This is a genomic window from Amnibacterium sp., assembly GCF_051956055.1.
Taxonomy (GTDB): Bacteria; Actinomycetota; Actinomycetes; order Actinomycetales; family Microbacteriaceae; genus Amnibacterium.
In genome coordinates this window covers 15,592-40,005 of record NZ_JBQCGC010000059.1, presented here as the reverse complement: position 1 = coordinate 40,005, position 24,414 = coordinate 15,592, and the positions used below count along the sequence as shown (strand labels likewise).

Genomic DNA, 24,414 nt, shown 5'->3' with positions numbered 1-24,414 from the left:
GGGCACCACCTCGGCGGCGGCGATGCACCCGTTCACCGCCGACATCGACCGCTACCGCCGTCGCCTCGCGGACTCCGGCTGGCACGAGTCCGTGCTGACGCTGCACCTCTCCGCCGGCCTCCTGGACGACTTCTTCGCGGGCCTCGCCGCGGGCCTGCCCGAGCCGGAGGCCCACCGGGTCGTCGCGATCCTCCAGCGCGACATCGGCCACGACGCGCTCGTCGCGGTGCTCCAGGCGGGGCTCGCCGCGGACAAGCGGCTCGGCTCCCGTCTCGCGCTGTGGGGGAGGCGGCTGGTCGGTGACACCCTCCTCGTCGCGCGATCGGCGCTCGCGGACGTCCGCGACCCCTCCGGCCAGCCGGCGGCGACGGAGGAGCGGCGCGTCGAGCCGATCCTGAACGACCTCATCGCGGCGCACACCCGCCGCATGGACCGCTTGGGCCTCACGGCCTGAGGGCCGGGGCCCGCTCCTGCGGCGATTCCCGACTGTTGTGGTCGGGATCTCGACGGCAACAGTCGGGAATCGCCGCATCACGCGGCGGGTTGCACGGCGACATGAGTGGGATCGCGTTCGGGGTCGGCACCTTCGGCGATGTGACGGACGGGCCAGGCGGCCCCACCTCCCACGCCCAGGTGGTCCGCGACGTCGTGGCGGAGGCGGTGCTCGCCGACCAGGTCGGTCTCGACGCCTTCGCGCTGGGGGAGCACCACCGCGACGACTTCGCGGTCACCGCGCCCGAGGTGGTGCTGGCGGCGGCCGCCGCGCGCACCTCCCGGATCCTGCTCGCCTCCGGCGTCACGGTGCTGAGCTCGGACGACCCGGTCCGGGTGTTCGAGCGCTTCAGCACGCTCGACGCGCTGTCGGAGGGGCGCGCGGAGGTGCAGCTCGGGCGCGGCTCGTTCACGGAGTCGTTCCCGCTGTTCGGGTTCGACCTCCGCGACTACGAGGTGCTGTTCAGCGAGAAGCTCGACCTCTTCGCGCGCCTCCGGACCGGCGATCCCGTCACGTGGGAGGGCACGGTCCGCGCGGCGCTCACGGACCAGCGGGTGTTCCCGCTCCTCGAGCACGGTCCGCTCCGCACGTGGGTCGGGGTGGGCGGCAGCCCGGAGTCGGTCGTCCGCACCGCGCGGTACGGGCTGCCGATGATGCTCGCGATCATCGGCGGCGCCCCCGCGCGGTTCGCCCCGTACGTCGACCTGTACCGGCGGGCGCTCGCGCAGCTGGAGCTGCCGGCCCTGCCCGTCGGCGTGCACTCGCCCGGCCACGTCGCGGACACGGAGGAGCAGGCGCGCGCGGAGTTCTTCGCCGGCTACTCGGCCATGCGCGAGCGCATCGGGCGCGAACGCGGGTGGGGGCCGCTCGGCCAGGAGGAGTTCGTCGACGAGATCGAGCACGGCTCGCTCTACGTGGGCACCGCCGAGACGGTCGCGCGGAAGATCGCGGACACCGTCCGCACGCTCGGCATCCAGCGGTTCGACCTCAAGGTCTCCGCGGGCACGCTGCCGCACGCCGCGATCATGGGCTCGATCGAGCGGTACGGCACGCAGGTGGTCCCGCGCGTACGGGAGCTGCTCGCGGAGGAGACGACGCCGATCCGCGCGTAGGCGCGCGCCCCGGCGTCAGGCGGAGGCGAGCATCCGCTCGTCGTGCGCGGCGCGCGAGCGGCGCACCGCCAGACCCACGATGACCGCGGAGAGCGCCGCGGCGAGCAGGGACGCGAGCCACATCGCCGGACCGCCCTGCGCCACGCGCGCCCAGGTCAGCCCGACCCAGACGATCGCGCCAGCGGCCCCGGCGACCGCGGGCAGCAGGAGGACGCCACTCAGCTCGCGGTGCGGCAGGGCCGCGTGCGCCGCGAGGCCGAGGACGATCGCGACCGTCTCGGCGTAGATCAGCTGCACGTCAGGCGACGAAGCCGACGCGCCTGGTGCGCTCGCTGCCGACCTCGACGTAGGCGAGGGTGGCGGTCGGCACGAGGTACAGGCGGCCGTTCTCGTCGGTGAGCGTGAAGTGCGTCGACTTCTTCTCGATCGCGTCGCCGATGGTCTTCTGCACCGCAGCGGGGGACTCGGCGCTCTCGAACGCGAGCTCCCGACCGGAGTTCTGGATCCCGATGCGCACCTCCACGAGGCGCCCCCTTTCTTCTCCTCCGCGGACGTGCGCGGAGGGCGTGCGGTCCGGTCGATCACCGATCGACCTGCCGCCAGTATCCCGCGCCCGGCTCGGCGGAGCCGAACCGTTCCGCGCTGGGCGGACAGAATCGCGAGGGGTGTCGGCGCCCCACCGTACGGTGTCGGCCGTGCCAGGGACCCCGGGGCTCGACGCCGATCAGCAGGCGGTCCTCGCGCTGCCCGTCGGCGCATCGGCGGTGGTGCTGGGCGCGCCGGGCACGGGGCGCACCACGACCGCGGTCGCGCTCGTCGCCGACCGCATCGGCAGCGGCGCGCTGCAGGCCGACGAGGTGCTCCTGCTCGCGCCGCGCCGTGCGCAGGCCTCGCGCCTCCGGGACCGCCTCCTGCTCGCCGTCGGCAGGCCCGTCTCCTCCCCGCTCGCCCGCACCGCCGCCTCGCTCGCGTTCGACATCGCCCGCCGCGACGCCGCCGACGACGGCCGGGATGCGCCGGTACTGCTCTCGGGCGGCGACCAGGACCGGATCATCGCCCAGCTGCTGGAGGAGGACGCGAGCGGGTGGCCGGAGCGGCTGGGCCCCGACGTGCGGGCGACCCGCGCCTTCCGCGGCGAGCTCCGCGAGCTCTTCGCGCGCTGCACCGAGCGCGACATCGACTGGGCGGCCCTCGCCGATCTCGGGGAGACCACCGGGCGGCAGGAGTGGCGCGCAGCGGCGGCGTTCTGGCGCGAGTACCTCGAGGTGCTGCCCGCGGTCGAGCCGGACGCGTTCGACTCGGCGGAGCTCGTGGCGCTCGCGACCGCCGCGGTGCTGCGCGGCCGGCCGGGAGCCCTCGCGGGGCGGCTGCGGCTCATCGTCGTGGACGACATGCAGGACCTGGGGGAGTCCGCCGTCGGGCTGCTCGCGGCGCTCGCGGGGCGGGGCTGCGCGGTCGTCGCGTTCGGCGACCCGGACGTGGCCTCGGACACGTTCCGCGGCGGCGAGCCCGACCTCCTCGGCCGGTTCGAGCAGCGGCTCGGCATCGAGGCGCCCGCGCGCATCGTGCTCGGCACGGTCCACCGGCACCCGGAGCGGGTGCGGCGGTTCGTCTCGGCGGTGACCGCGCGCATCGGCACCGCCCTCGCCGGCCCGCAGCGCACCGCGACCGCCCGGCCGGGCGGTGCTCCGGTGCTGTCGGTGGAGGCGGACGGGCCCGGCGCGCTCGCCGCGCGCATCGCCCATCTGCTCCGCGAGCGGCACCTCGATCACGACGTGCCGTTCGCCGAGCAGGCGGTGGTCGTCCGCTCGAACGCGCTCGTGGAGCCGCTCGCCAGAGCGCTCGAGATCGCGGGCGTGCCGGCGATCACGACCGGAGGCTCGGCCGACGCCGCGGACCGCGCGCCGCGTGCCCTCGTCGAGGTCGTCGCCGTCGCGCTCGGGCTCCTCCCGCTCACCCCCGAGCGCGCGGCGTCGCTCGTGACCGGCCCGTTCTGCGGACTCGACCGGCTCGCGCTCCGCCGGCTGCGCCTGGCGCTCCGCGTCGAGGAGCTCGAGGGCGGCGGCTCGCGCTCCGCCGGCGAGCTGCTGGTCGAGGCGCTCGCGGCGCCCGGCCGCCTCGCGACCATCGACACGCCGGCCGTCCGTCGGGCGGCGCGGCTGGCCAGGTCGATGCAGGAGGTGCGCGACCGCGACGCCGCGGGCGCGTCCGCCGAGGACCTGCTCTGGCACGTGTGGGACGCGAGCGGGCTCGCGCCGGTCTGGCGCGAGCGCGCGCTCGGCGCGGGGCTCGTCGCGGCCGAGGCGAACCGGGACCTCGACGACCTCGTCGCGCTCTTCGCGTCCGCGGCCCGCGCGGCGGAGCGCGGCCCCACCGATCCGGCTGCCGGGTTCCTCGCCGCCCGGCTCGAGGCGGACGTCGCGGACGACTCGCTCGCCCCGCGCGGGATCCGCGACGGGGTGCTCGTGACGACGCCGGTCGGCGTCGCCGGGCTGGAGTTCGACACCGTCGTGATCGCGGGCCTGCAGGACGGGGTCTGGCCGAACCTCCGTCCGCGCGGCTCCCTGCTCGGCCTCACCGAGCTCGTCGCGCAGCTCGACGAGCGAGGCGCGCCGGCCACCGCGGTCGACGAGCGCAGGGCGGTGCTGTCCGACGAGCTCCGGCTCTTCGCGCTCGCCGCCTCCCGCGCCCGGTCCGTGCTGCTGCTCGCCGCGGTCGCGAACGACGACGAGGCGCCGAGCGTGCTGCTCGGACTGGCCGACGGTCCCGCGCCGGACGGCACGGCCACGGCGCCGAACGCGCTCCGCCCGCTCGTGGGCCTGCTGCGGCGCTCCGCGGTCACGGGCAGCGGCACCGAGCGGCAGGAGGCGGCGGCCGCGCTCGCCCGGCTCGCGCGCGCCGAGGTGCCCGGGGCGTCGCCGTCGAGCTGGTGGGGGCTCGCGCCGATCTCGACCGACGAGCCGCTCGTGCCCGATCCCGACCTCCCGGTCCGGGTGTCGCCCTCGAAGCTGGAGCGCTTCGAGGAGTCGCCGCTCGACTGGTTCCAGGAGCGGGTCGCCGGCGGCGAGCCGATGCTCGCCGGCGCGATCGGCACCATGCTGCACTGGGTGCTCGAGACGGCGCGCTCGCCCGACGAGAGCGAGCTGCTCGCGGCGCTCGAGGGCCGCTGGCGCGAGCTCGACTTCGAGGCGGACTGGGTGGAGGCGCGGGAGCGCAGGCTCGCCGACCGGATGATCTCGGCCATCTCCCGCTACCTCGCGGACCTCGAGCGGGACGGCACCCGGTTGATCGGCGGGGAGACGCCCTTCGAGTTCCGCCTCGGCCGGGCGCTCGCCACCGGCACGATCGACCGCATCGAGCGCGACCGGGATGGGCACGTGCGGGTGATCGACCTGAAGACCGGCTCGACGAGACCGTCCGCGGCGCAGACCGCGACGCACGCGCAGCTCGGGGTCTACCAGCTCGCCGTCCGGGCGGGCGTCGTCGAGGGCGTCGCCGCAGACGATCCGAGCGCGGGCGCCGCGCTCCTCTACGTGCGCCAGCGCACCAGGGACCCGTACACGCTGCTCACGCAGCGACCGCTCGACGAGGAGGGCGCGCAGGCGTTCCGCGATCGCATCGCGGCGGCGGCAGACGGCATGGCGGCCGGCGTCTTCGAAGGCCCGGTCGAGCCCGACCTCCGGTTCGGGTCGAGCCCCTTCCGGCCCATGCTCCTCCGCGTCCCGGACGTGTGCGGTGGCTGAGCCGCGCGCGGTTCCGGTCGGCGCGCTCGAGATCGCGGAGCGCCTGGGCAAGCCGGCCCCCACCCCGCAGCAGCGCGCGATCATCGAGGCGCCGCTCGGCCCGGCGCTCGTCGTGGCGGGCGCGGGCAGCGGCAAGACCGAGACCATGGCGATGCGCGTCCTGTGGCTGCTGGCGAACCGCCGCGTCCACGCCGCGGAGATCCTCGGGCTCACGTTCACCCGCAAGGCGGCGTCCGAGCTCGCCGAACGCATCCGGGAACGACTCGCGATGCTCGCGAGGGCGGGCCTCGCCGAGGACTACGACCCGTTCGACCCGCCCGTCGTCTCGACCTACAACGCGTTCGCGAACGGGCTCTACCGCGACCACGCGGTCCGGATCGGGCGCGACGCGGACGGCGTCGTGCTGGGTGAGGCGTCGGCCTGGCAGCTCGCCCGCCGCGTCGTCGTCGCGTCGGACGACCCGGGCCTCGCCGAGCTGGACCTCGGCGTCGACCGCGTCACCCAGCTGGTGCTCGATCTCGCCAACGGGCTCGGCGAGCACGCAGCGGACGCCTCCGCCGTCGCCGCGATGGCGGAGGCGTACGGGCGGACGATCGAGCAGCTGTCGTACGGGGGCCGGTTCGCGCTGCAGAACGACGTCGACGAGGCGCTCGTCCCCGCGCGGACGCTGCCGGTGCTGCTCCGCCTCGCGGAGGCGTTCCGTGCCGCCAAGCGCGCGATCGGCGCGGTGCAGTACAGCGACCAGGTGTCGCTCGCGCTCGACATCACCGCGGCCGCTCCCGACGTGGTGCAGGCGCTGCGGAGCCGGCACCGGGTGGTCCTCCTCGACGAGTACCAGGACACGTCCGTGGTGCAGACGCGGCTGCTCGCCCGGCTGTTCGCGGGCGGCGCCGTGATGGCCGTCGGCGACCCGCATCAGTCCATCTACGGCTGGCGCGGGGCGTCGGCCGCGAACCTCGACGACTTCGCCCGCGACTTCGGCCGGCCGAGCGATCCGAGCGGGGCGCCCGCGGAGCCGGTCGCGGTGCACGCGCTCAGCACGAGCTGGCGGAACGGCACGCGCATCCTCGCCGCGGCGAACGCGATCGCCGAGCCGCTGTCCGCCGCGGCGCGGGTCCCCGTCGGCCGGCTCGACCCGTCGCCCGTCGCCTCCGGCCACGAGGTCGACCTCGTCTTCCCCGAGACCCTCGCGGAGGAGGCGGACGCCGTCGCGGCGTGGTTCCGGCGTGCGCTCGACGAGGCGGCCCGGCCGCCGTCCGCCGCCCTGCTCGTCCGCGCGCGCCGCACCCTGCCGGAGTTCCTGGCGGCCTTCCGGCGCGCCGGGGTGCCGTACCACGTGCTCGGGGTCGGCGGCCTGCTGCTCGAACCGGAGGTGATGGACCTCGTCGCGGCGCTCCGGGTCGTCCACGACGCGCAGGCCGGCCCTGAGCTGGTGCGGCTGCTCGCGGGTGGCCGCTGGCGCATCGGGCCGGCCGATCTCGCCGCCCTGCAGCACCTGGCCCGGTGGCTCGAGCATCACGACCCGACCGAGCGGCGCCTCGCCCCCGAGGTCGCCGCGGCGTTCGACCGCTCGCTCGCCGAGGGGGAGAGCGCCTCCATCGTCGACGCCCTCGACTTCCTGGCCCGCCGCCGGTCGCACGGCGCGATCGCCGGGTTCAGCGAGGAGGGGCTGCTGCGCCTCGCCGACGCGGGGGCGCTGTTCGCGGGGCTGCGGGCCCGCTCGGGCGGCGACCTCCCGGCCTTCGTCCGGCTCACCATCGAGACCCTCGGCCTGGACATCGAGGTCGCCGCGAACGAGCGACGGCAGGGCACCGCGCCGCTCGAGGCCTTCGACGAGGCCCTCGCCGGGTATCTCGCGGTGGCGGAGGCCGCGACGCTCGGCGGGTTCCTCGGCTGGCTGCAGACCGCCGAGCAGAAGGAGGACCTGTCGCCGCGCAGCGAGCCGCCGGAGGCGGGCACGGTGCAGGTGCTCACGATCCACGGCTCCAAGGGACTCGAGTGGGACCTCGTCGCCGTCCCACGGCTGGTCGCGGACGAGCTGCCGTCGAAGCCCCAGAGCGGCAAGGGGTGGCTCAGTCCCGGGGTCCTGCCGTATCCGTTCCGGGGCGACGCCGACGAGCTCCCCGTGCTCGACTGGCGGGCGCTGGAGGACCGGAAGGGCCTGAAGGCCGCGCTGCAGACGTTCAAGGAGTCGGTCAAGGCCATGCTGCTCGCCGAGGAGCGGCGGCTCGCCTACGTCGCCGTCACCCGCGCCCGGCACCGCCTGCTCCTCTCCGGATCGTTCTGGGGCGGTCAGAAGACCGCGAGGCGGCCCTCGCCGTTCCTCCTCGACGTCGCAGATGCGGGCGTCGTGCCGCGGCCGCCCGAGTCGTCGGCGTTCGACGAGCGGCCCGAGGGCGCGCCCCCGGAGACGCTGCACTGGCCCTCGGACCCCCTCGCCGGGCGGCGGGAGGCGGTGGCCGCCGCGGCCGCGGCGGTCGAAGCGGCCGACGGCGACGGCGGCCGGTGGTCCCGGGCCGTCGACGTGCTGCTCGCGGAGCGCGCGCGGCGGGCGGCCGGCGGCCGCACCGTGCTGCCGGACCGCGTGCCCGCCTCGCGCTTCAAGGACTTCGTCGACGACCTCGACGCGGTCGTCGACGCGGTCCGTCGCCCCATGCCGGAGCGGCCGTACCGGGCGACCCGGCTCGGCACGGTGTTCCACGCGTGGGTCGAGCGCCGCGCCGGCCGGCCCGGCACCGAGGAGCTCGTCGACGCGGGGCGCTCCGAGCGCGACGAGGAGCTCGAGCCGACCGACGACGTGCCCGGGCTCGAGACGCTGCAGCGCACCTTCGAGGCGAGCGAGTGGGGCGGCCTCGAGCCGCTCGAGGTCGAGACGGAGATCCAGGTGCCGTTCGAGGGCCGCATCCTGGTCTGCAAGATCGACGCGGTGTACCGGCGGGACGGTCGCATCGAGATCGTCGACTGGAAGACCGGGCGCCCTCCGACGTCGGCGGCGGACGCCGAGCTGAAGCAGCTCCAGCTCGCGCTCTACCGGTTCGCGTACGCCACCAGGGAGGGCATCGACCCCGAGCGCATCGACGCGGCCTTCTACTACGTCGCGCACGACCTCGTCGTGCGGCCGGAGCGCGTCTACTCGGTCGAGGAGCTGCGGGAGGCCTGGGCCGCGAGCGGCGCCCGGGACGCGCTGGCCGCCCGCTGACGGCGCGCGTCGAGCATCCGCTCGACCTCCGTCACCGTGAGCGTCGGCAGGCGCTCGCCGACGAGCGTGCCCGCGGTGCCCTCCAGCACCGCCGTGAGGAGCGCCTCGAGCATCTGGACCGCGTCGTCGGCGACGGTCGCGTCCCCGCGATCGACCCCGTGCAGCAGCCAGCGGGCGATCTCGAGCTCGGCGTACAGCAGGGCGCGCCGCGCGAGCGCCGAGTCGGCGTTCCTGCCGCGGACGGCCGTGTAGGTGTCGAGCACGGTGCCCGCCGCACCGGGCACCGGCAGGCCGAGCACCCACGCGAGGTCCCTCGCCGGATCCCCGACCTGCAGCCCCGCCCAGCCGAGCACCCCGGTCACGCGGGGCTCCGGGTCGTCCTTCGGGCTGACGAGCAGGGTCTCGGCAGCGAGCCCGCCGTGCACGACGCACGGCTGGAAGCCCCACAGGGTCGGGTCGGCGGCAGCGGCCGACCAGCGGTTCACGAGCTCGAGCGGCGCCTCGCCGGTCGAGTCGACGCGGTCGATCAGCTCCTCCACCCCGCGCACGCACTCGGCGGCCGTCGCGCTCGGCAGCTCCGCCTCGGCGACGACGGCGGTCGGCAGCTCGTGGATCGCGGCGATCGCCCGGCCGATCGACCCGGCCAGCGCGCTGTCGGCGCCCACCGCTCCCGGCTGCAACCGCACCCCCGGCAGGTAGGAGGAGACGACCGCCTGCGGCGCCGGGAGGACGCCGCGCGTCGTCGGCACGGCGAACGGGAGCCGCGCACGGACGCCGGGGGTCAGCGCCTCCAGCACCTCGACCTCGGCGGTGAGCCGCGCCGCCGCCTGCGCGTCGGCCGGTGCGCGGACCACGAGGTGCTCGCCGCCCGTCGCCGTGAGGAGCGCGGCGTCGTGCTGCCCGTCGCCGCCGCCCGTGAACGTGCGCGTGACGGCGACGTCGAGGCCCGGGACGGCCAGCGTCGCCAGCGCGGCTAGGGTGAAGCGGTGCCTGGACATGCCGACCAGGCTAGGTCGGGGGGCCTCCCACGGCTCCGGGGGCATCGGCGTGTCCGCGCCGGGGAGGGATGGGCGCCGTCGTGTCCGAGGGCTTCAGCGATTCGCTGCCACTGGGCCGCAGCACCCTGGACCGTGACGCGCTCTCCCGCGATCGGCCGGGGGTGCTCGAGGACGCCTGGGCGGATCCGGCGACCCGGGTCGCCGTGCTCGCGGGCGGTCGTGCGCTCCTGACCGACGACGGCGCGGCGCTCGCGCTGCTGCCGACCGCGGTGCTGCCCGAGCCGGCCCTCGTGGTGTACCTCGGCAGGACCACGGAGGAGGGCGATCCGCCGGCGGGCACCGTCGTGCTCGGCGCCGTGTACGAGCGGCCGCCGCTCGAGGGCGACTGGGCGGACCTGCGGCTCGACGGGGCGCGGCTCGGCGCCCGTGACGCCGGGCTCTTCGCGGAGCTGCTCGGACTCGCGAACTGGCACCGGGTCGCCGCGTTCTCGCCCCGGTCCGGCGCACGGACGGTGGTCGGACGCGGCGGCTGGGTGCGGCACCCGGAGGGCTTCGAGGCGGAGGCGAGCGGGGAGCACGTCTTCCCGCGCACCGACCCGGCCGTGATCATGGGCGTGGTCGACGGGCACGACCGGCTGCTGCTGGCGCGCAACCAGGCGTGGCCCGAGCGGCGGGTGTCGGTGCTCGCGGGTTTCGTCGAGCCCGGCGAGTCCTTCGAGTCCGCCGTGCGCCGGGAGGTGCTCGAGGAGGTCGGCGTGCGCGTCGGCGCCTGCCAGTACCTGGGCTCGCAACCGTGGCCCTTCCCCGCGAGCGTCATGGTCGGCTTCCTGGCCAGGACCGCGGTCGACGGCGAGGTCGAGCTGCTGCCCGACGGCGAGGAGATCCGCGAGGCCCGCTGGTGGTCCCGCGACGAGCTGGCGGCCGCGGCCGGGTCCGAGCTGCTCCTGCCGGGACGGACCTCGATCGCCAGGGCGATCATCGAGCACTGGTACGGCGACCGGCTCGAGGGCGACTGGTGAGCGACGCCGAGGCGCTGCTCGACGCGCTCGACGACCAGCAGCGGGCAGCCGCCGAGGCGTTGACCGGGTCGGTGTGCGTCCTCGCGGGCGCGGGCACCGGCAAGACCCGCACGATCACGCACCGCATCGCGTACGGGGTCGCCTCCGGCGTCTACCCGCCGAAGCGGGTGATGGCGCTCACGTTCACCACCCGCGCTGCGGCCGAGCTGCGCGCCAGGCTCGCCTCGCTCGGCGCGCCGGGCATCGCCGCGCGCACGTTCCACTCCGCGGCGCTCGCCCAGCTGAACCACTTCTGGCCGCTCCTGATGGGCGGACCGGCGCCCTCGATCCTCGACGGCAAGGCGCGGCTGATCGCCAGGGCCGCGGAGGGGCTGCGACTGCGGCTCGGCACCGCTGCGCTGAAGGACGCCGCAAGCGAGATCGAGTTCCGCAAGACGGCCGCGATGAGCCTCGAGCGGTACGCGCAGGTCGCCGTCGACCGCGTGCTGCCGGAGGGGCTCGACCTCGACGCGATGGTCGCGCTCGCGGAGCGCTACGAGACGATCAAGGACGAGCAGCGGATGCTCGACTTCGAGGACGTGCTGCTCGCCACGACGGGGATGATCGAGTCGGAGCCGGTCGTCGCGACCGAGGTGCGCGAGCAGTACCGCTTCTTCACGGTCGACGAGTACCAGGACGTCTCGCCCGCGCAGCAGGGGCTGCTGGAGGCGTGGCTCGGCGACCACACCGACGTCTGCGTCGTCGGCGACGCGAGCCAGACGATCTACTCCTTCGCGGGCGCCCAGAACGAGTACCTCCTCCGCTTCGGCGAGCGCCCCGGTGCCTCCGTCGTGCGGCTCGAGCACAACTACCGCTCCGTCGAACCGGTGGTGCGGGCGGCGAACGCGCTCATGACCGGCCGTCGGGGCGCCCTCACCCTGACCGCGGTGCGCAGGAGCGGCGACCCGCGCGAACCGGTCGTCACCGTGCGCGACTACGCGGACGACGCCGCGGAGGCGGCCGGGGTCGCGCAGACGGTCGCCGCCCAGATCGCCGCAGGCACCCCTCCGGCCGACATCGCGGTGCTCGTCCGCATCAACGCGCAGGCCGCGGTGCTCGAGCAGGCCTTCGCCGCGCAGGGCGTGGCCGTCACGACCGGCCGCGCGACCCGGTACTTCGAGCAGCCGATCGTGCGCAAGGCGATCGAACTGCTCCGCGCGGCCGTGCTCGCCCGCCTGGAGGAGCCGCTCGTGAAGACCGTGAGCGACGCCCTCCGGCAGCTCGGACACACGCACCACGCGCCCCAGGGGCCGGGGGAGCAGCGGACGCAGTGGGAGCTGCTGGACGCGCTCGGCACCCTCGCCGAGCAGACCCCGGCGGGAACGACCCTGCCCGCCTTCGTCGCCGAGCTCGCCGAGCGGGCGGCCGCGCAGCACGAGCCGCCGGTGAGCGCCGTGTCCGTGCTGACCCTCCACGCGGCGAAGGGCCTCGAGTGGCCCGTGGTGCATCTGATCGGCTGCTCCGAGGGGCTGCTCCCGATCTCCTACGCCACCACGGCGGCTGAGGTGGAGGAGGAGCGGCGGCTGCTCTACGTCGGCATCACGCGCGCGCGGGATCGGCTCCGGGTGTCGTGGGCGCGCTCGGCGGCGCCGCGGCCGGGGGAGCGGCGGCCGTCCCGGTTCCTGTCGGATCTCGGTCCCGGGGTGCAGCCGCTGCCGGGGTCCGGCACCAGCAGCGCTCGTGCCAGGGTCGGCGCACGCGGCTGACCGTCCCGTCGGGCGCGACCCGCAGCGCCGCGCCCTCCAGCCCGGTCGTGCCGCGTTCCCGGAGGCCGTCGATCGCGTCCCCGAGCGCGCCGCACGCGGTGAGCCGCACGCGGATCGACGACGCCGTCCTGGCCCGCCCGCGGCGGAGCAGTTGCGCGGCGATCGCCCGCCACGCCGGGTCGTCGAGGCGGTGCTCCTCCGCGCAGCGGAGGCACGGGGTGCGCCCGGGCACCACGAACGGACCGACGTGCGCGGCCTGATCCCCGAACACGAGCGGGAGGTGCGGGACGTCGTCGGCGAGCCGCCTGACCGTGTCCGCGGGCGGCACGAGGTGGTGCGCGACGATCACGACCACCTCCGGCGAACCCGGATCGACGGGTCCGAACCACGGCTGCACGAGCTCGACGAGGTCGGGCGGCCCGTCCACCGCGATCCGCAGCGGGGCGCGCTCGCGGGTGCCGCGCACGAGCGCGGGCTGCAGCGCCGTCAGGAGCCCGTCGAGGTCGTCGAGACCGGCCGCCTCCGCGACGGCCTCCAGCTGCCGGCGAGCGGCACCGGCGACGAGCGCGTGCAGCACCTGCTCCGCCCCGGGCGGCACGCCGTCGAGCACGACGAACGCGGGATCGTGGCCGAGCTGCAGGCTGTCCGGCGTCCGCCAGAGCGGCGGCGCAGCGGGGTCGAGGCGGAGCACGCCGGGAGCATGCCCCCTCCTGCCGCCGCGCGCCGCCCGCTCTCCACAGCCCGGTGGATCAGACCGGCGGCGGCGGGTCGTCCCCGCGGAGCATCTCCTCGATCTCGCGGTCGACGTCGTCCTTCGGCGGCTCCGGGGCGGTCAGCCGGGCGATCAGCGCATCGGGGTCGTCGATGTCCGCCGCGGTCGGCAGCAGATCGGGGTGCGACCAGAGGGCGTCCCGGCCGGCCGTGCCGAGCGCCTCCGTGACGCGGCGCCACATCGCTGCGGCCTCCCGCAGCCGACGCGGACGCAGCTCCAGACCGACCAGGGTCGCGAACGCCTGCTCCCCGGGGCCGCCCGTCGCGCGCCGCCGCCGGACGGTCTCGGCGATCGCACCCGATCGCGGCAGCCGCGCCGTCGCGTCGGCGGTGACCACGTCGACCCAGCCCTCGACGAGCGCGAGCGTCGTCTCCAGGCGCGCGAGCGCGGCCTCCTGCGACGCCGTCTTCGGCGGGATCAGCTCCCCGGAGGAGAACGCCTCCTTGAGCCGCTCGGTGTCGGTCGGATCGAACCCCTCCGCGAACCGCTGCACCTGGTCGATGTCGACGCCGAGGTCGCGGGAGAAGTCCGCGATCGTGCTCGTCAGCCCGAGCCGCAGCCAGCGCGCGTGCCGGAACAGGCGGGCGTGCGCGAGCTCGCGCACGGCCAGGTAGAGCGCGATCTGCTGCGCGTCGATGTCGAGCCCCTCGCCGAACGCGGCGAGGTTCTGCGGCAGCAGCGCGGCCTTCCCGTCCGGCAGCAGGGGCACCCCGACGTCGCCGCCGGAGACCACCTCCGCCGACAGGCCGCCGACCACCGCGCCGAGCTGCGCCGCGAAGATCGTGCCGCACACCTGCTGCAGCATCCGGCCGGCGTCCGGCACCCGCGCCGCGAGCTCGCCGGCGATCTCCGGCGGGATCTGCTCGGTGAACACGCTCGTGAGGGAGTCGGCGATGCGGAGCGCCACCGGTTCGGCGAGCTGCACCCAGAACGGCATCGTCGCGCGGATCCACTGCGTGCGGGTCATCGCGGTCGGCGACTCGGGGAGCGTGTCGAACACCGTCGACTCGTCGAGCCAGAGCCCGGCCACGGAGAACGCCTGCGTCACCTCGGTCGCCTGCTGGTCCGTGGCGGACAGCGAGCCCGCACCGGCCGCGGCGATCGCCTGATCCGTGGCGATCGACCAGTCGATCCGGCCGTCGGGGTTCTGCATCGCCTGGCGCAGCTGCGCCATGAGCTGCTCGAGCCCAGCGGCCCCGCCCGGCAGCCCCATCGCCTTCGCGAGCGCAGCGGTGTCCGGTGCGCCGCCGCCCGCCATCATGCGGCGCAGCATCTCCTGCAGATCCGGTTCGGATGCGTCGTCCGGCTCATCGGCCATGGCCTTACGCTAGGCGCTCCATGCAGGCTCAGCGGCCGCGTTCGCCACACGCGCACAACCGGCCATCGGCGGCCGCCGTGATCGCCGGGCTCGCCGTGGCGCTCGTGCTCGTCGTCGCCCTGCTGCCGTCCCCGTACGCGGTGGAGCAGCCCGGTCCGGTCTACGACACCCTCGGATCGAGCGGCACCGGCTCCGCCAGGGCCCCGCTCATCTCGATCCCGTCGAAGACCACCTACCCGACGAACGGCCGGCTCGACATGCTCACCGTCTCGGTGCTCGGCGACGTCTCCTCCGGTCCCTCGTGGCTCGACCTCGCGGAGGCGTGGCTCGATCCGACGAAGTCGGTGATCCCGCTCGAGGCCGTGTTCCCGCAGGGGGAGACGCAGCGGCAGGCGGACCAGCAGAGCGCCGACCAGATGACCTCGTCGCAGCAGAGCGCCATCGCGGCGGCGCTCACCCGGCTCGGCTACGACGTGCGCGGACGCGTCACGGTCGGATCCGTGGAGCAGGGCTCCGCCGCCTCCGATGTGCTGCGACCCGGCGACGTCGTCACGTCCTACGACGGGAAGCCGATCGAGGACGCGTGCTCGCTGCAGAACGCGGTGATCGCGGGCGGTGCGACCGCCTCGACGGTCGTCGTGCGCCGGGACGGCACGTCGCGGACCATCACGATCACCCCGAAGCGCGTCCCGGACGGCGCGGGCGGCACCCGCCCCCTGCTCGGCGTGACCACCTCCGGCACGATCTCCCCGCCGTTCGCCGTCCACCTGAAGATCGACGACGTCGGCGGCCCGTCCGCCGGGATGATGTTCGCGCTCGGGATCATCGACAAGCTCACCCCCGCCTCGTTGACCGGAGGCAGGCACGTCGCGGGGACCGGCACGATCTGCGGCGACGGCACCGTCGGGGCGATCGGCGGCATTGTGCAGAAGATGGCCGCGGCCCGCGCCGCGGGCGCCACCCTGTTCCTCGCGCCCCAGGGCAACTGCGACGAGGTCGCAGGGCACATCCCGAGCGGTCTCGATGTCGTTCCTGTGCGCACCCTCTCCGGCGCCATTGACGCGCTCGAACACGTGCGTGATCAGGGATCCGCTGCGGGTCTGCCCGTCTGTGCCGGGCCGGTAGGCTCGACCGGGTGACGACGCAGGCAGCAGCGCCGGCACGACGTCGGCGGGCGGCGCTCGCCATCACCCTGGGCGTCGTGGTCGTGCTCCTCATCGGGTTCTTCCTCTTCGCGGGGCTCTACACGGACGCCCTCTGGTTCGGGAAGCTGGGGTACTCGGGCGTCCTTTACACGGAATGGCTGACGATCGCGAGCCTGTTCGTGGTCGGGTTCGTCGCGATGGCGGGCCCGGTGATCCTCACCATCCAGCTGGCGTACCGACTTCGGCCCGTGTACGCGAAGCTGACCGCCCAGCTCGACCGCTACCAGCAGGTCATCGAGCCGCTCCGCCGCGTCGTGATGATCGGTGCGCCGATCGTGATCGGGCTGTTCGCGGGGGTCTCGGCGGCGGCGAGGTGGCAGCCGATCCTGCTGCTCCTCCACGCGCAGAACGTGCCGGGGAAGACCGATCCGATCTTCCATCTGAACGTCGGCTTCTACCTCTTCACGCTGCCCGCGTTGCACGGCATCGTCGGGTTCGCCTCCGCTGTGCTCGTGGTCTGCACGATCGCGGCCCTCGCCACCTCGTACCTGTACGGCGGCATCCGCATCGTGGGCCGGGACATCCGGGTCTCGCGCGCCGCCCGGGTGCAGATCGCGGTGACGTTCGCGATCTTCCTCGTGCTGCAGGCGATCAGCCTGTACCTCGACCAGTTCACGACCCTCTCCGACACGAGCACCGGCGGCCTCTTCACCGGCGCCGCGTACGCGGACGTGAACGCCGTCATCCCCGGCCGGCTGATCCTCGCCGTCTGCGCGCTGCTCGTCGCGGCACTGTTCGTCGTCACGGCCGTGATCGGCCGGTGGCGCCTGCCGCTGATCGGTACCGCGCTGCTCGTCGTCGTGTCGATCGTGGTCGGGTCGGTGTTCCCGTGGGCGATGTGGAACCTGCAGGTGAAGCCGAACGAGGGCAGCCTGGAGCGGCCCTACATCACGAACGCGATCTCCGCGACGCAGTCGGCGTACGGCGTGAGCGGCGTGCAGCAGATCTCGTACAACGCGAAGACGACGGCGCAGCCCGGGGCCCTGCGGTCGGACGCGCAGACCACCGCCAACATCCGGATCATCGACCCCGACGTCGTGTCCCCGACGTTCGCGCAGCTGCAGCAGTTCAAGCAGTACTACAAGTTCCCCCAGTTCCTCGACGTCGACCGCTACACGATCAACGGCACCTCGCAGGACGCCGTGGTGGCCGTGCGGGAGCTCAACCAGAGCGGGCTGCAGACCCCGTCCCCGTACAACAACACGTTCGTCTACACGCACGGGTACGGCATCGTCGCCGCGTACGGCAACCAGCGCACCGACAGCGGCGCCCCGTCGTTCTTCGAATCGAACATCCCCTCCTCCGGCGCGCTCGACGTCACCAAGCCCGGCATCTACTTCGGCGAGAACTCGCCCGCGTTCTCGGTCGTCGGCGCCCCGAAGGGTTCGAAGCCCGCCGAGCTCGACTACGTCAGCGGGGAGGGCGCGAACGGCCAGCAGCACTTCACGACCTACTCGGCGACCGGGCCCGGTGAAGGCGGCCCCAGCGTCGGCAACGTGTTCAATCGGCTCGTCTACGCGCTGAAGTTCTCCTCCGACCAGATCCTGCTCTCGAACGCGGTGAACGCGGACTCGCAGATCCTGTACGACCGCGACCCCAAGGCGCGCGTGCAGAAGGTCGCCCCGTACCTGACGCTCGACTCCGACCCGTACCCGAGCGTCGTGAACGGCCGCATCGTATGGATCGTGGACGGGTACACCACGTCCTCGAGCTACCCGTACTCGAGCAGCGAGAGCCTGTCGGACGCGCTGTCGAACTCGAGCGCGAACACCTCCACCAGCTACGCGACGGACCAGATCAACTACATCCGGAACTCCGTGAAGGCGACCGTCGACGCGTACACGGGCAAGGTCACCCTCTACGCCTGGGACGCGAGCGACCCGGTGCTGAAGGCGTGGGAGAACGTGTTCCCGTCGACCGTGCAGCCGATGTCGAAGATGAGCGGCGAGCTCATCAGCCACGTCCGGTACCCGGAGGACCTGTTCCGCGTCCAGCGGCAGGTGCTCGCGCAGTACCACGTGACGGACCCCACCTCCTGGTACCAGGGCGACAACCAGTGGCGGGTGCCGCAGGACACCTCCTCGGCGACCGAGACCGACGCCTCGTCGAAGCAGCCGCCGTACTACCTCACGATGAAGCTGCCGGGGCAGACCTCGCCGACCTTCTCGCTGTACTCCACGTACATCCCGGGCTCGAGCGCGGCGGATCAGCGCGGTGTGCTGACCGGCTACCTCGCGGTCGATGCTGACGCGGGCGCGACCGCCGGCACGAAGCGGGCCGACTACGGCAAGCTGCGGCTGCTCGTGCTGCCGCAGGGCTCGGCGGTCTCCGGGCCCACCCAGGTGCAGGCGTCGTTCCAGTCGGACACGACGATCAAGTCGCAGCTGAACCTCCTGAACATCGGCGGTTCCGGCGGGTCCAGCGTCATCTACGGCAACCTGCTCACGATCCCCGTCGGCGGCGGCCTGCTCTACGTCGAACCGGTGTACGTGAAGTCGAGCTCCGGGTCGTCCTACCCGCTGCTGCGGAAGGTGCTGACGGCGTTCGGCGGCAACGTGCAGATCCAGGACACCCTCGATCAGTCGCTGAACGCGCTCTTCGGCGGGAACTCCGGCACGAACACCCCGGACTCCTCGAACGGCAGCGGGTCGTCTAGCGGCTCCGGCAGCGGTTCCACCAGCGGATCCGGGACCGGCTCGACGAGCAACGCCAAGCTCCAGGCCGCGCTGGCGGACGCCAAGCAGGCGCTCGCCGACCGCGAGGCCGCCTACGCGAAGAACGACCTCGTCGCCGCAGCGCAGGCCGACCAGAAGCTGCAGCAGGCGATCGCCGCCGCCATCGCGGCCGAGGGCTGATCCTCGGCCGCGCCGCGGGGTGGTAGGCTTCTACACGCATCGCGGGGTGGAGCAGTTCGGTAGCTCGCTGGGCTCATAACCCAGAGGTCGTAGGTTCAAATCCTGCCCCCGCAACCACGAGGCGAGAGCCCCGGGTCCGATCGGATCCGGGGCTCTTCCCATTCAGGCGCGGTTCGCGCGCATGGCCGAGGATCGATCCGTGGGACGTCGTCGGGGCCGCGCGCCGCGGAACGACGCGGCGTATCTCTGGCGCGCGACGCCGTCGCGGCGTCGGCGACGGCCGGCGCTCGTCTACCTCCCGGGCCTCGGTCCGCACTCGACGGGGTCGACGCCGCGCCAGCGGCTGCTGCAGCGCATCGAGGTGCTCGGGCTCGCGAGGTCGTTCGACGTCTGGCTCGTGGCCAGGCGGGGGTCGGTGCCGAAGGGGACCTCCATGACCGACCTCGCCCGCGACCACGCTGCGGCGATCCTCGCCCGCTTCCCCGACGGCGTCGACGTGGTCGGCGAGTCGACCGGCGGCAGCATCGCGCTGCGGCTCGCGATCGATCACCCCGAGGCGGTGAGGCGGCTCGTGGTGATCTCGGCGGCGGGGCGGATGCGGCGCGGGGGTGCGGAGGCGCAGAACGCGACCGCCGACGACCTCCGCGCCGGCGACCCGCGGGCGGCCGCGGCGACGATGCTCGCCGGCACGGACGACCGGCGCGCCGTCCGGGCGGTGCTGCGCGTGGTCGGCCTGCTCGCCGGCCGGCTGGCGATCGGGTTCGCCGACCGGGACCTCGTGCGGCTCATCGACGCGGAGGACGGGTTCGACGTGGAGGGGGAGCTGGAGCGGATCGCCGCGCCGACCGTCCTGATCGGCGGCCACCGGGACGGGTACTTCTCGCCCGAATTGCTCGCGCGGGCGGCCCGCCGCATCCCCGACGCGGTCGCCGTCGACCTCCCGGGCAAGGGACACCTGAGCGCCGCGCTCGACGGCTCGGTCCGGAAGGTGATCCGCGAGCGCCTCCTGCCCGGCGGCTGAACGACTCCGGAGCTGGTTCAGCCGCCGACCGCGCGGCGCACGAGCTCGCGGACGACGCCCTCGTCCTCCTCCGTCAGCTCGGTGACCGCCCAGGAGGTCGGCCACATCGTGCCGTCGTCGAGCTGCGCGGGCCCGAAGAAGGTGAGGTTCGCGTAGCGGCCCTTGAACCGGGCGCGCTCCTGGAAGAACAGGACGGGCTTGCCGTCCGCGCCGGCGTAGGCCGGGCTGCCGTACAGCAGCTTCGGGCGCAGCATCGGTGCGACCTCGCCGACGATCGCGTGCACGCGCTCCGCGTTCGTCCGGTCCGGTTCCTCGAGCTCGGCGATCCGCTCCAGCACCGCCTGCAGCGCCTCGGCCGCGGACTGCTCGGCCTTCAGCTCCTTCGCGCGCTGCCGCATCGCGGCCCGCTCCTCCGGGGAGAACCCGCTTCCGGACCTCGTCATGTCGACGCTCCGGACCTCAGCGGCGCGACGGGTCGTCGCCGGTCTCGCGCATCCAGTGCTCGCGGAAGAACATCCGGCCGAACCACTGGGAGAGCTGACCGCTCTGGAACTGCTGCGGGTCCGCGTCGTACACCGCCGCGCCGTCGGGCCGCGGCAGGTCCGCGGCGTCGTCGTCGGTCAGGGACGTCGACACCGCTGCGGTGGTGATGCCGGTGATCCGTTGCGCATCCACGAACCGCCGCCCGGCGGACGTGCGCACGACGAGGCCGTCGAAGAAGTCGAGGGCGTCGTCCTGCAGGACGTGCTCGACCGTCCCGATCACGGAGCCGTCTGCGGTGTGCACCTCGGTGCCGGTCCGCAGCGCGAGGTAGGAGATGGGTTCGTCGGTCATGCGAGCGAGTCTCGCGCCCCTGCCCCTTCGAGCGGAAGCCGGAGGTTCGGGCGCGCCCCGTCGCGGCGGTACCGTGCGGTGTGGCCGACCACCCCGCCGTGACCCTGCGCTCCGGCATCGATGCCGACCTGGACGTCCTGTACCGGCTCGGTGCCGACCTCGGCAGCTGGGAGGAGCGGAACGCCTCCCCGCCTGCGCCGCTCACCCGCGCGGCCTTCGTGGCGCGACTGGAGCGCGAGGCGGAGGCCCAGCCGGATTCGGTCCGCTTCGTGGTGGAGGCGGACGGCACCGCCGTCGGCGGGGTCTCCCTGTTCGGGGTCGATCGCTTCGCCGGGCACGCCGAGGTCGGCATCGGGCTCGTGCCGGAGGCGCGGGGTCGGGGCATCGGCACGGCGGCGATCGCGCAGATCGTCGAGTTCGCGTTCGTGCGCCAGAACCTCCGCAGGCTCCACCTGCAGGCGATCGCATCGAACGCCGGCGCGCTGGCCGTGTACGAGCGGGCGGGCTTCGTGGAGGAGGGGCGGCTCCGCGAGCACGCGTGGGTCCGTGGCGCGTACGAGGACATCGTGCTGATGGGACTGCTCCGGTCCGACTGGGAGGCCGGGCGGCCCGCCTCGGCCTCCTAGCATCGGGGCATGGTCCGGATCGCGGTCGCGCAGTTCGCCCCCGGCTCCGACGTCGGGGCGAACCTCGCGGAGGCGCAGGCGCTGGTCGCGGAGGCAGGGCGAGCCGGCGCCGCGCTCGTCGTCCTGCCCGAGTACGCGTCGTTCTTCGAGCAGCGCATGGGACCCCGGTTCGCGGAGCGCGCACAGCCGCTGGAGGGCGCCTTCGTCGAGGGGATGCGGCAGGCCGCGGCGGAAGCCGGTGCCGTCGCCGTGTTCGGGCTCGTCGAGCAGGCGGTGGGCCGGCGGTTCCGGAACACGGCCGTCGCGGTCTCGCCCGACGGGGTCGTGGCGACCTACCGGAAGACCCACCTCTACGACGCGTTCGGCGCCGCCGAGAGCACCTGGGTCGAGGCGGGTGCGCTCGAACCGCCGCAGACCTTCCTCGTCGGCGACCTCCGGGCCGGCCTGCAGACCTGCTACGACCTGCGGTTCCCGGAGGTGACGCGCGTGCTCGCCGACGCGGAGGTCGACCTCGTCCTCGTCCCCGCGGACTGGGTGCCCGGCCAGGACAAGGTGCACCACTGGCGCACACTGCTCGGCGCGCGGGCGATCGAGAACACGGCCTTCATCGCCGCGGCCGGCCAGATCCCTCCTGCCGGCGTCGGCACGAGCCTCGTGCTCGACCCCGCCGGGCGCGTGCTCGTGGAGCTGGGGGAGGAACGCGGTCTCGCGGTCGCCGACCTCGATCCCGCGCGGATCCGGGAGGTGCGCGCCGCGAACCCGGCCCTCCGCCTCCGCCGCTACACGGTCCTCCCGCGCTGACTAGCGCGGCGCGAGGGTCGCGAGTCGCTCGGACGCCTCGGCCAGCACGGCCGGCGACTTGCAGTACGCGAAGCGGACCAGCGAGCGCAGCCGTGCCGCCTGCTCGCCCCGGCAGAAGGCCGAGACCGGCACGGCGACCACGCCCGCGAGCTCCGGGAGCCGGCGGCAGAGGTCGGCCCCGTCGGGGAAGCCGAGCGCGGCGCCGTCCGCGATCACGAAGTACCCGGCCTGCGGGCGGGAGACCGGCAGCCCCGCCGTCTGCAGGCCGGCCGTCAGCAGGTCGCGCCCCGCCTGCAACGTCGCGGCGATGCCCGCGAACACGGCGTCGGGCAGGTCGAGGCCCGCCGCGATCGCGGGCTGGAAGGGGGCGCCGTTCACGTAGGTGAGGAACTGCTTCACGGCGAGCGCGCTGCTCACGAGCTCGGCAGGGCCGGTCAGCCAGCCGATCTTCCAGCCCGTCGTGCTGAAGGTCTTGCCGCCGGAGGAGATCGTGATCGTCCGGTCCCATGCGCCGGGCAGGGCTGCGACCGGGAGGTGGCGCGCGCCGTCGAACACGAGGTGCTCGTAGACCTCGTCGGTCACGATCAGCGCGTCATGCCGCTCCGCCGCCTCGACCACCACCCGCAGCAGGGCCTCGTCGAGCACCGTGCCCGTCGGGTTGTGCGGGGTGTTCAGGAGGATGACCCGGGTGCGGTCGGTGATCGCCTCGCGCAGCCGGTCGGCGTCGGGACGCCAGTCCGGCCAGTCGAGCGGCACCGTCCGGTGCACCCCTCCGGCGAGGGCGATGATCGCGCCGTACGCGTCGTACGCCGGCTCGAGCGTCAGCACCTCGTCGCCCTGCTCGACGAACGCCAGCAGCACGGCCGCGAGCGCCTCGGTCGCGCCCGCCGACACGAGCACCTCGGTCTCCGGATCGACCGTCAGCCCGTACCAGCGCTGCTGGTGCCGCGCGATCGCCTCCCGCAGCACCGCGGTGCCGCGACCGGGCGGGTACTGGTTCACCCCGGCGGCGATCGCGTCCTGCGCGGCGCGGAGCACCTCCTGCGGGCCGTCCGTGTCCGGGAAGCCCTGGCCGAGGTTGATCGAGCCCGTCGACACGGCCAGGGCGCTCATCTCGGCGAAGATGGTGGTGCCGGGCAGTCCGTCGGCGGTGAGCAGACCGGCTCCGGCCGCTGCGCGTCGCCACGGTCCCGTCCTCCACACGTCCACCACCGTATGCGGCCGGACGTCCAAGAAGGGGCTCTGCCGGCTCATAGGAATCCCATGGATGCACCGTGCACCCTGTACGGGCTTTGGAAGGAGCACCATGAGCGACAGCACTCCCCGACCCGACGAGGGCATCCCCGCCGGCGACGGCGGGCACCTCCGGGACGAGGCCGACGCCACCTCGACGCGCGAGTTCCCGTTCGAGGCGGGGCAGGTGCACGCTCCGGCGGAGGGTGAGGCGTTCCACCGCCGCGAGCGACGCGGCCTCCTCGTGCCCGTCGTGGCGGCTGCCGTGGTGGCGGCGCTCATCGGCGGCGGCATCGGTGCGGGCATCGCGATCGCGGTGGCCCCGCGGACGACGCTCACCACCGCGAGCGGGGGCAGCTCCGGCGTCGTCATCAACAACCCGTCGACCGCGACCGCCGTGTCCGCCGTCGCGGCGAAGGCGTCGCCGTCGGTGGTCACGATCTCGGTGAACGCGCCGAACGAGTCCGGCACCGGCTCCGGCATCGTGCTGTCCGCGGACGGCGACGTCCTCACCAACAACCACGTCGTGACCCTCGACGGCGACACGGGTGGCGGCACGATCTCCGTGACCGCGTCGGACGGGCACATCTACCCCGCGAAGGTCGTCGGCACGGACCCGCTGAACGACCTCGCCGTCATCCGGCTCACCGGCGCCTCGGGCCTCACGCCCGCGACGTTCGCCAACTCCGGCGACCTCAACGTCGGCGACTCGGTGGTCGCGATCGGCGCGCCGCTCGACCTGCCGAACACCGTCACCACGGGGATCGTCAGCGCCCTGAACCGGAGCATCGCGGTCGCGTCGTCGGCGGTGCCGAAAGGCTCGAGCGGCTCAGGAGGGGACACCGGCGGGAACGGCAGCGGCAGCAACCCGTTCAACTTCTGGGACTTCGGGAACGGCAGCGGGTCGAGCGCCCAGACGCAGACGAACAACATCTACCTGTCCGTCCTGCAGACCGACGCGGCGATCAACCCGGGCAACTCGGGCGGCGCGCTGCTCGACTCGCAGGGCGACGTCATCGGCGTCAACGTGGCGATCGCGGGGACCAACTCGAGCTCGTCCGGCCAGTCCGGCAGCATCGGCGTCGGCTTCGCCATCCCGTCGACGATCGCCAAGCGCATCGCGGACGACATCATCGCGGGCAGGACGCCCACCCACGGGCAGCTGGGCGTGTCGTCCGTGGCGAACGAGTCGGCCTCGACCGGCACCGTCGCGGGCATCAAGGTGTCGTCGGCCACGGCAGGCGGTCCTGCTGCGAAGGCCGGGATCCAGAAGGGCGACATCATCACGGCCGTCGGCAAGGTCGCGGTCACGAGCTACACCGATCTCGCCGGCCAGGTGCGCTCGTACGCGGCGGGGACGAAGGTGCCCGTCACGTACTCCCGGGGCGGCCAGTCGCACACCGTCACCGTCACGCTCGGCTCGACGCCCTCCTCCTGACG

At 74.3% G+C, this 24,414-nt stretch carries 19 protein-coding genes and 1 tRNA gene; 13 read left to right on the top strand and 7 right to left on the bottom strand.

Going from position 1 to position 24,414, the window contains the following annotated elements:
• Positions 1-454: ferritin-like fold-containing protein (locus ACTHLI_RS08770; RefSeq protein ID WP_440182810.1), on the top strand; the 454-nt coding region annotated here is incomplete at its 5' end.
• 101 nt (positions 455-555) lie between these two features.
• Positions 556-1,605, top strand: a complete 1,050-nt coding sequence (locus tag ACTHLI_RS08765; RefSeq protein WP_440182808.1) for an LLM class flavin-dependent oxidoreductase — start codon at positions 556-558, stop codon at positions 1,603-1,605.
• 15 nt (positions 1,606-1,620) lie between these two features.
• On the opposite strand, the gene ACTHLI_RS08760 is transcribed toward ACTHLI_RS08765, so the two are convergent.
• Both ACTHLI_RS08760 and ACTHLI_RS08755 read right to left on the bottom strand, forming a co-directional pair.
• A complete protein-coding gene (locus ACTHLI_RS08760) occupies positions 1,621-1,902 on the bottom strand; it encodes a hypothetical protein (RefSeq protein ID WP_440182806.1) in 282 nt (93 codons plus the stop codon).
• A 1-nt stretch (position 1,903) separates the two neighbouring features.
• The gene (locus tag ACTHLI_RS08755) at positions 1,904-2,128 is read right to left on the bottom strand and encodes a DUF3107 domain-containing protein (RefSeq protein WP_440182804.1); all 225 of its coding nucleotides are present in this window, start codon (positions 2,126-2,128) and stop codon (positions 1,904-1,906) included.
• Positions 2,129-2,300: 172 nt separating this feature from the next.
• On the opposite strand from ACTHLI_RS08755, the gene ACTHLI_RS08750 reads away from it, so the two are divergent.
• Entirely contained in the window at positions 2,301-5,348 is a 3,048-nt protein-coding gene (locus ACTHLI_RS08750) for an ATP-dependent helicase (RefSeq protein ID WP_440182802.1), read from the top strand.
• The gene (locus tag ACTHLI_RS08745) at positions 5,341-8,547 is read left to right on the top strand and encodes a UvrD-helicase domain-containing protein (RefSeq protein WP_440182801.1); all 3,207 of its coding nucleotides are present in this window, start codon (positions 5,341-5,343) and stop codon (positions 8,545-8,547) included. The genes ACTHLI_RS08750 and ACTHLI_RS08745 overlap by 8 nt, the downstream gene beginning before the upstream one ends.
• Here the strand turns inward: ACTHLI_RS08745 and ACTHLI_RS08740 are convergent.
• Complete coding sequence (locus tag ACTHLI_RS08740) at positions 8,478-9,545, bottom strand: phosphotransferase (protein WP_440182799.1); 1,068 nt, start codon at positions 9,543-9,545, stop codon at positions 8,478-8,480. The two genes, ACTHLI_RS08745 and ACTHLI_RS08740, sit on opposite strands and share 70 nt — an antisense overlap.
• A gap of 68 nt (positions 9,546-9,613) precedes the next feature.
• Here ACTHLI_RS08740 and nudC point away from each other — a divergent pair, with 68 nt between their 5' ends.
• Together nudC and ACTHLI_RS08730 are read left to right on the top strand one after the other, a co-directional pair.
• The gene (gene nudC, locus ACTHLI_RS08735; RefSeq protein WP_440182797.1) at positions 9,614-10,564 is read left to right on the top strand and encodes an NAD(+) diphosphatase; all 951 of its coding nucleotides are present in this window, start codon (positions 9,614-9,616) and stop codon (positions 10,562-10,564) included.
• Positions 10,558-12,309, top strand: a complete 1,752-nt coding sequence (locus ACTHLI_RS08730; RefSeq protein ID WP_440182814.1) for an ATP-dependent helicase — start codon at positions 10,558-10,560, stop codon at positions 12,307-12,309. Before nudC ends, ACTHLI_RS08730 begins: the two co-directional genes overlap by 7 nt.
• Before the next feature lie 749 nt (positions 12,310-13,058).
• Here the strand turns inward: ACTHLI_RS08730 and ACTHLI_RS08725 are convergent.
• Positions 13,059-14,399 (bottom strand): zinc-dependent metalloprotease, encoded by a 1,341-nt coding sequence (locus ACTHLI_RS08725; RefSeq protein WP_440182796.1) that lies wholly within the window; start codon positions 14,397-14,399, stop codon positions 13,059-13,061.
• A 20-nt stretch (positions 14,400-14,419) separates the two neighbouring features.
• Here ACTHLI_RS08725 and ACTHLI_RS08720 point away from each other — a divergent pair, with 20 nt between their 5' ends.
• The 4 genes from ACTHLI_RS08720 to ACTHLI_RS08705 all read left to right on the top strand — a co-directional run bounded on the left by ACTHLI_RS08720 (position 14,420) and on the right by ACTHLI_RS08705 (position 19,480).
• Positions 14,420-15,538: a YlbL family protein gene (locus tag ACTHLI_RS08720; RefSeq protein WP_440182794.1), complete on the top strand. Its 1,119-nt coding sequence runs from the start codon at positions 14,420-14,422 to the stop codon at positions 15,536-15,538.
• Positions 15,535-18,459, top strand: coding sequence for a UPF0182 family membrane protein (locus ACTHLI_RS08715; protein ID WP_440182792.1), 2,925 nt, complete (start codon positions 15,535-15,537; stop codon positions 18,457-18,459). Before ACTHLI_RS08720 ends, ACTHLI_RS08715 begins: the two co-directional genes overlap by 4 nt.
• Positions 18,460-18,499: 40 nt before the next feature.
• Positions 18,500-18,576 (top strand) — tRNA-Met (locus tag ACTHLI_RS08710).
• 82 nt (positions 18,577-18,658) lie between these two features.
• Positions 18,659-19,480 carry an alpha/beta fold hydrolase gene (locus ACTHLI_RS08705; protein ID WP_440182790.1) on the top strand — a complete coding sequence of 274 codons (822 nt, stop codon included), beginning with the start codon at positions 18,659-18,661 and terminating at the stop codon, positions 19,478-19,480.
• Positions 19,481-19,497: 17 nt separating this feature from the next.
• Here ACTHLI_RS08705 and ACTHLI_RS08700 read toward each other — a convergent pair whose 3' ends face one another.
• Both ACTHLI_RS08700 and ACTHLI_RS08695 read right to left on the bottom strand, forming a co-directional pair.
• Positions 19,498-19,923 carry a DUF1801 domain-containing protein gene (locus ACTHLI_RS08700; RefSeq protein WP_440182788.1) on the bottom strand — a complete coding sequence of 142 codons (426 nt, stop codon included), beginning with the start codon at positions 19,921-19,923 and terminating at the stop codon, positions 19,498-19,500.
• 16 nt (positions 19,924-19,939) lie between these two features.
• Entirely contained in the window at positions 19,940-20,314 is a 375-nt protein-coding gene (locus ACTHLI_RS08695) for a hypothetical protein (RefSeq protein WP_440182786.1), read from the bottom strand.
• 80 nt (positions 20,315-20,394) lie between these two features.
• Here ACTHLI_RS08695 and ACTHLI_RS08690 point away from each other — a divergent pair, with 80 nt between their 5' ends.
• Entirely contained in the window at positions 20,395-20,940 is a 546-nt protein-coding gene (locus tag ACTHLI_RS08690; RefSeq protein WP_440182785.1) for a GNAT family N-acetyltransferase, read from the top strand.
• Positions 20,941-20,949: 9 nt separating this feature from the next.
• Positions 20,950-21,741, top strand: a complete 792-nt coding sequence (locus tag ACTHLI_RS08685) for a carbon-nitrogen hydrolase family protein (protein WP_440182783.1) — start codon at positions 20,950-20,952, stop codon at positions 21,739-21,741.
• Here ACTHLI_RS08685 and ACTHLI_RS08680 read toward each other — a convergent pair whose 3' ends face one another.
• Positions 21,742-22,944: an aminotransferase class I/II-fold pyridoxal phosphate-dependent enzyme gene (locus tag ACTHLI_RS08680; protein WP_440182781.1), complete on the bottom strand. Its 1,203-nt coding sequence runs from the start codon at positions 22,942-22,944 to the stop codon at positions 21,742-21,744. It lies immediately after the preceding gene.
• Between the two features lie 103 nt (positions 22,945-23,047).
• Between ACTHLI_RS08680 and ACTHLI_RS08675 the strand changes: the two genes are divergently transcribed.
• The gene (locus ACTHLI_RS08675) at positions 23,048-24,412 is read left to right on the top strand and encodes a S1C family serine protease (protein ID WP_440182779.1); all 1,365 of its coding nucleotides are present in this window, start codon (positions 23,048-23,050) and stop codon (positions 24,410-24,412) included.
• Positions 24,413-24,414: the final 2 nt, after the last annotated feature.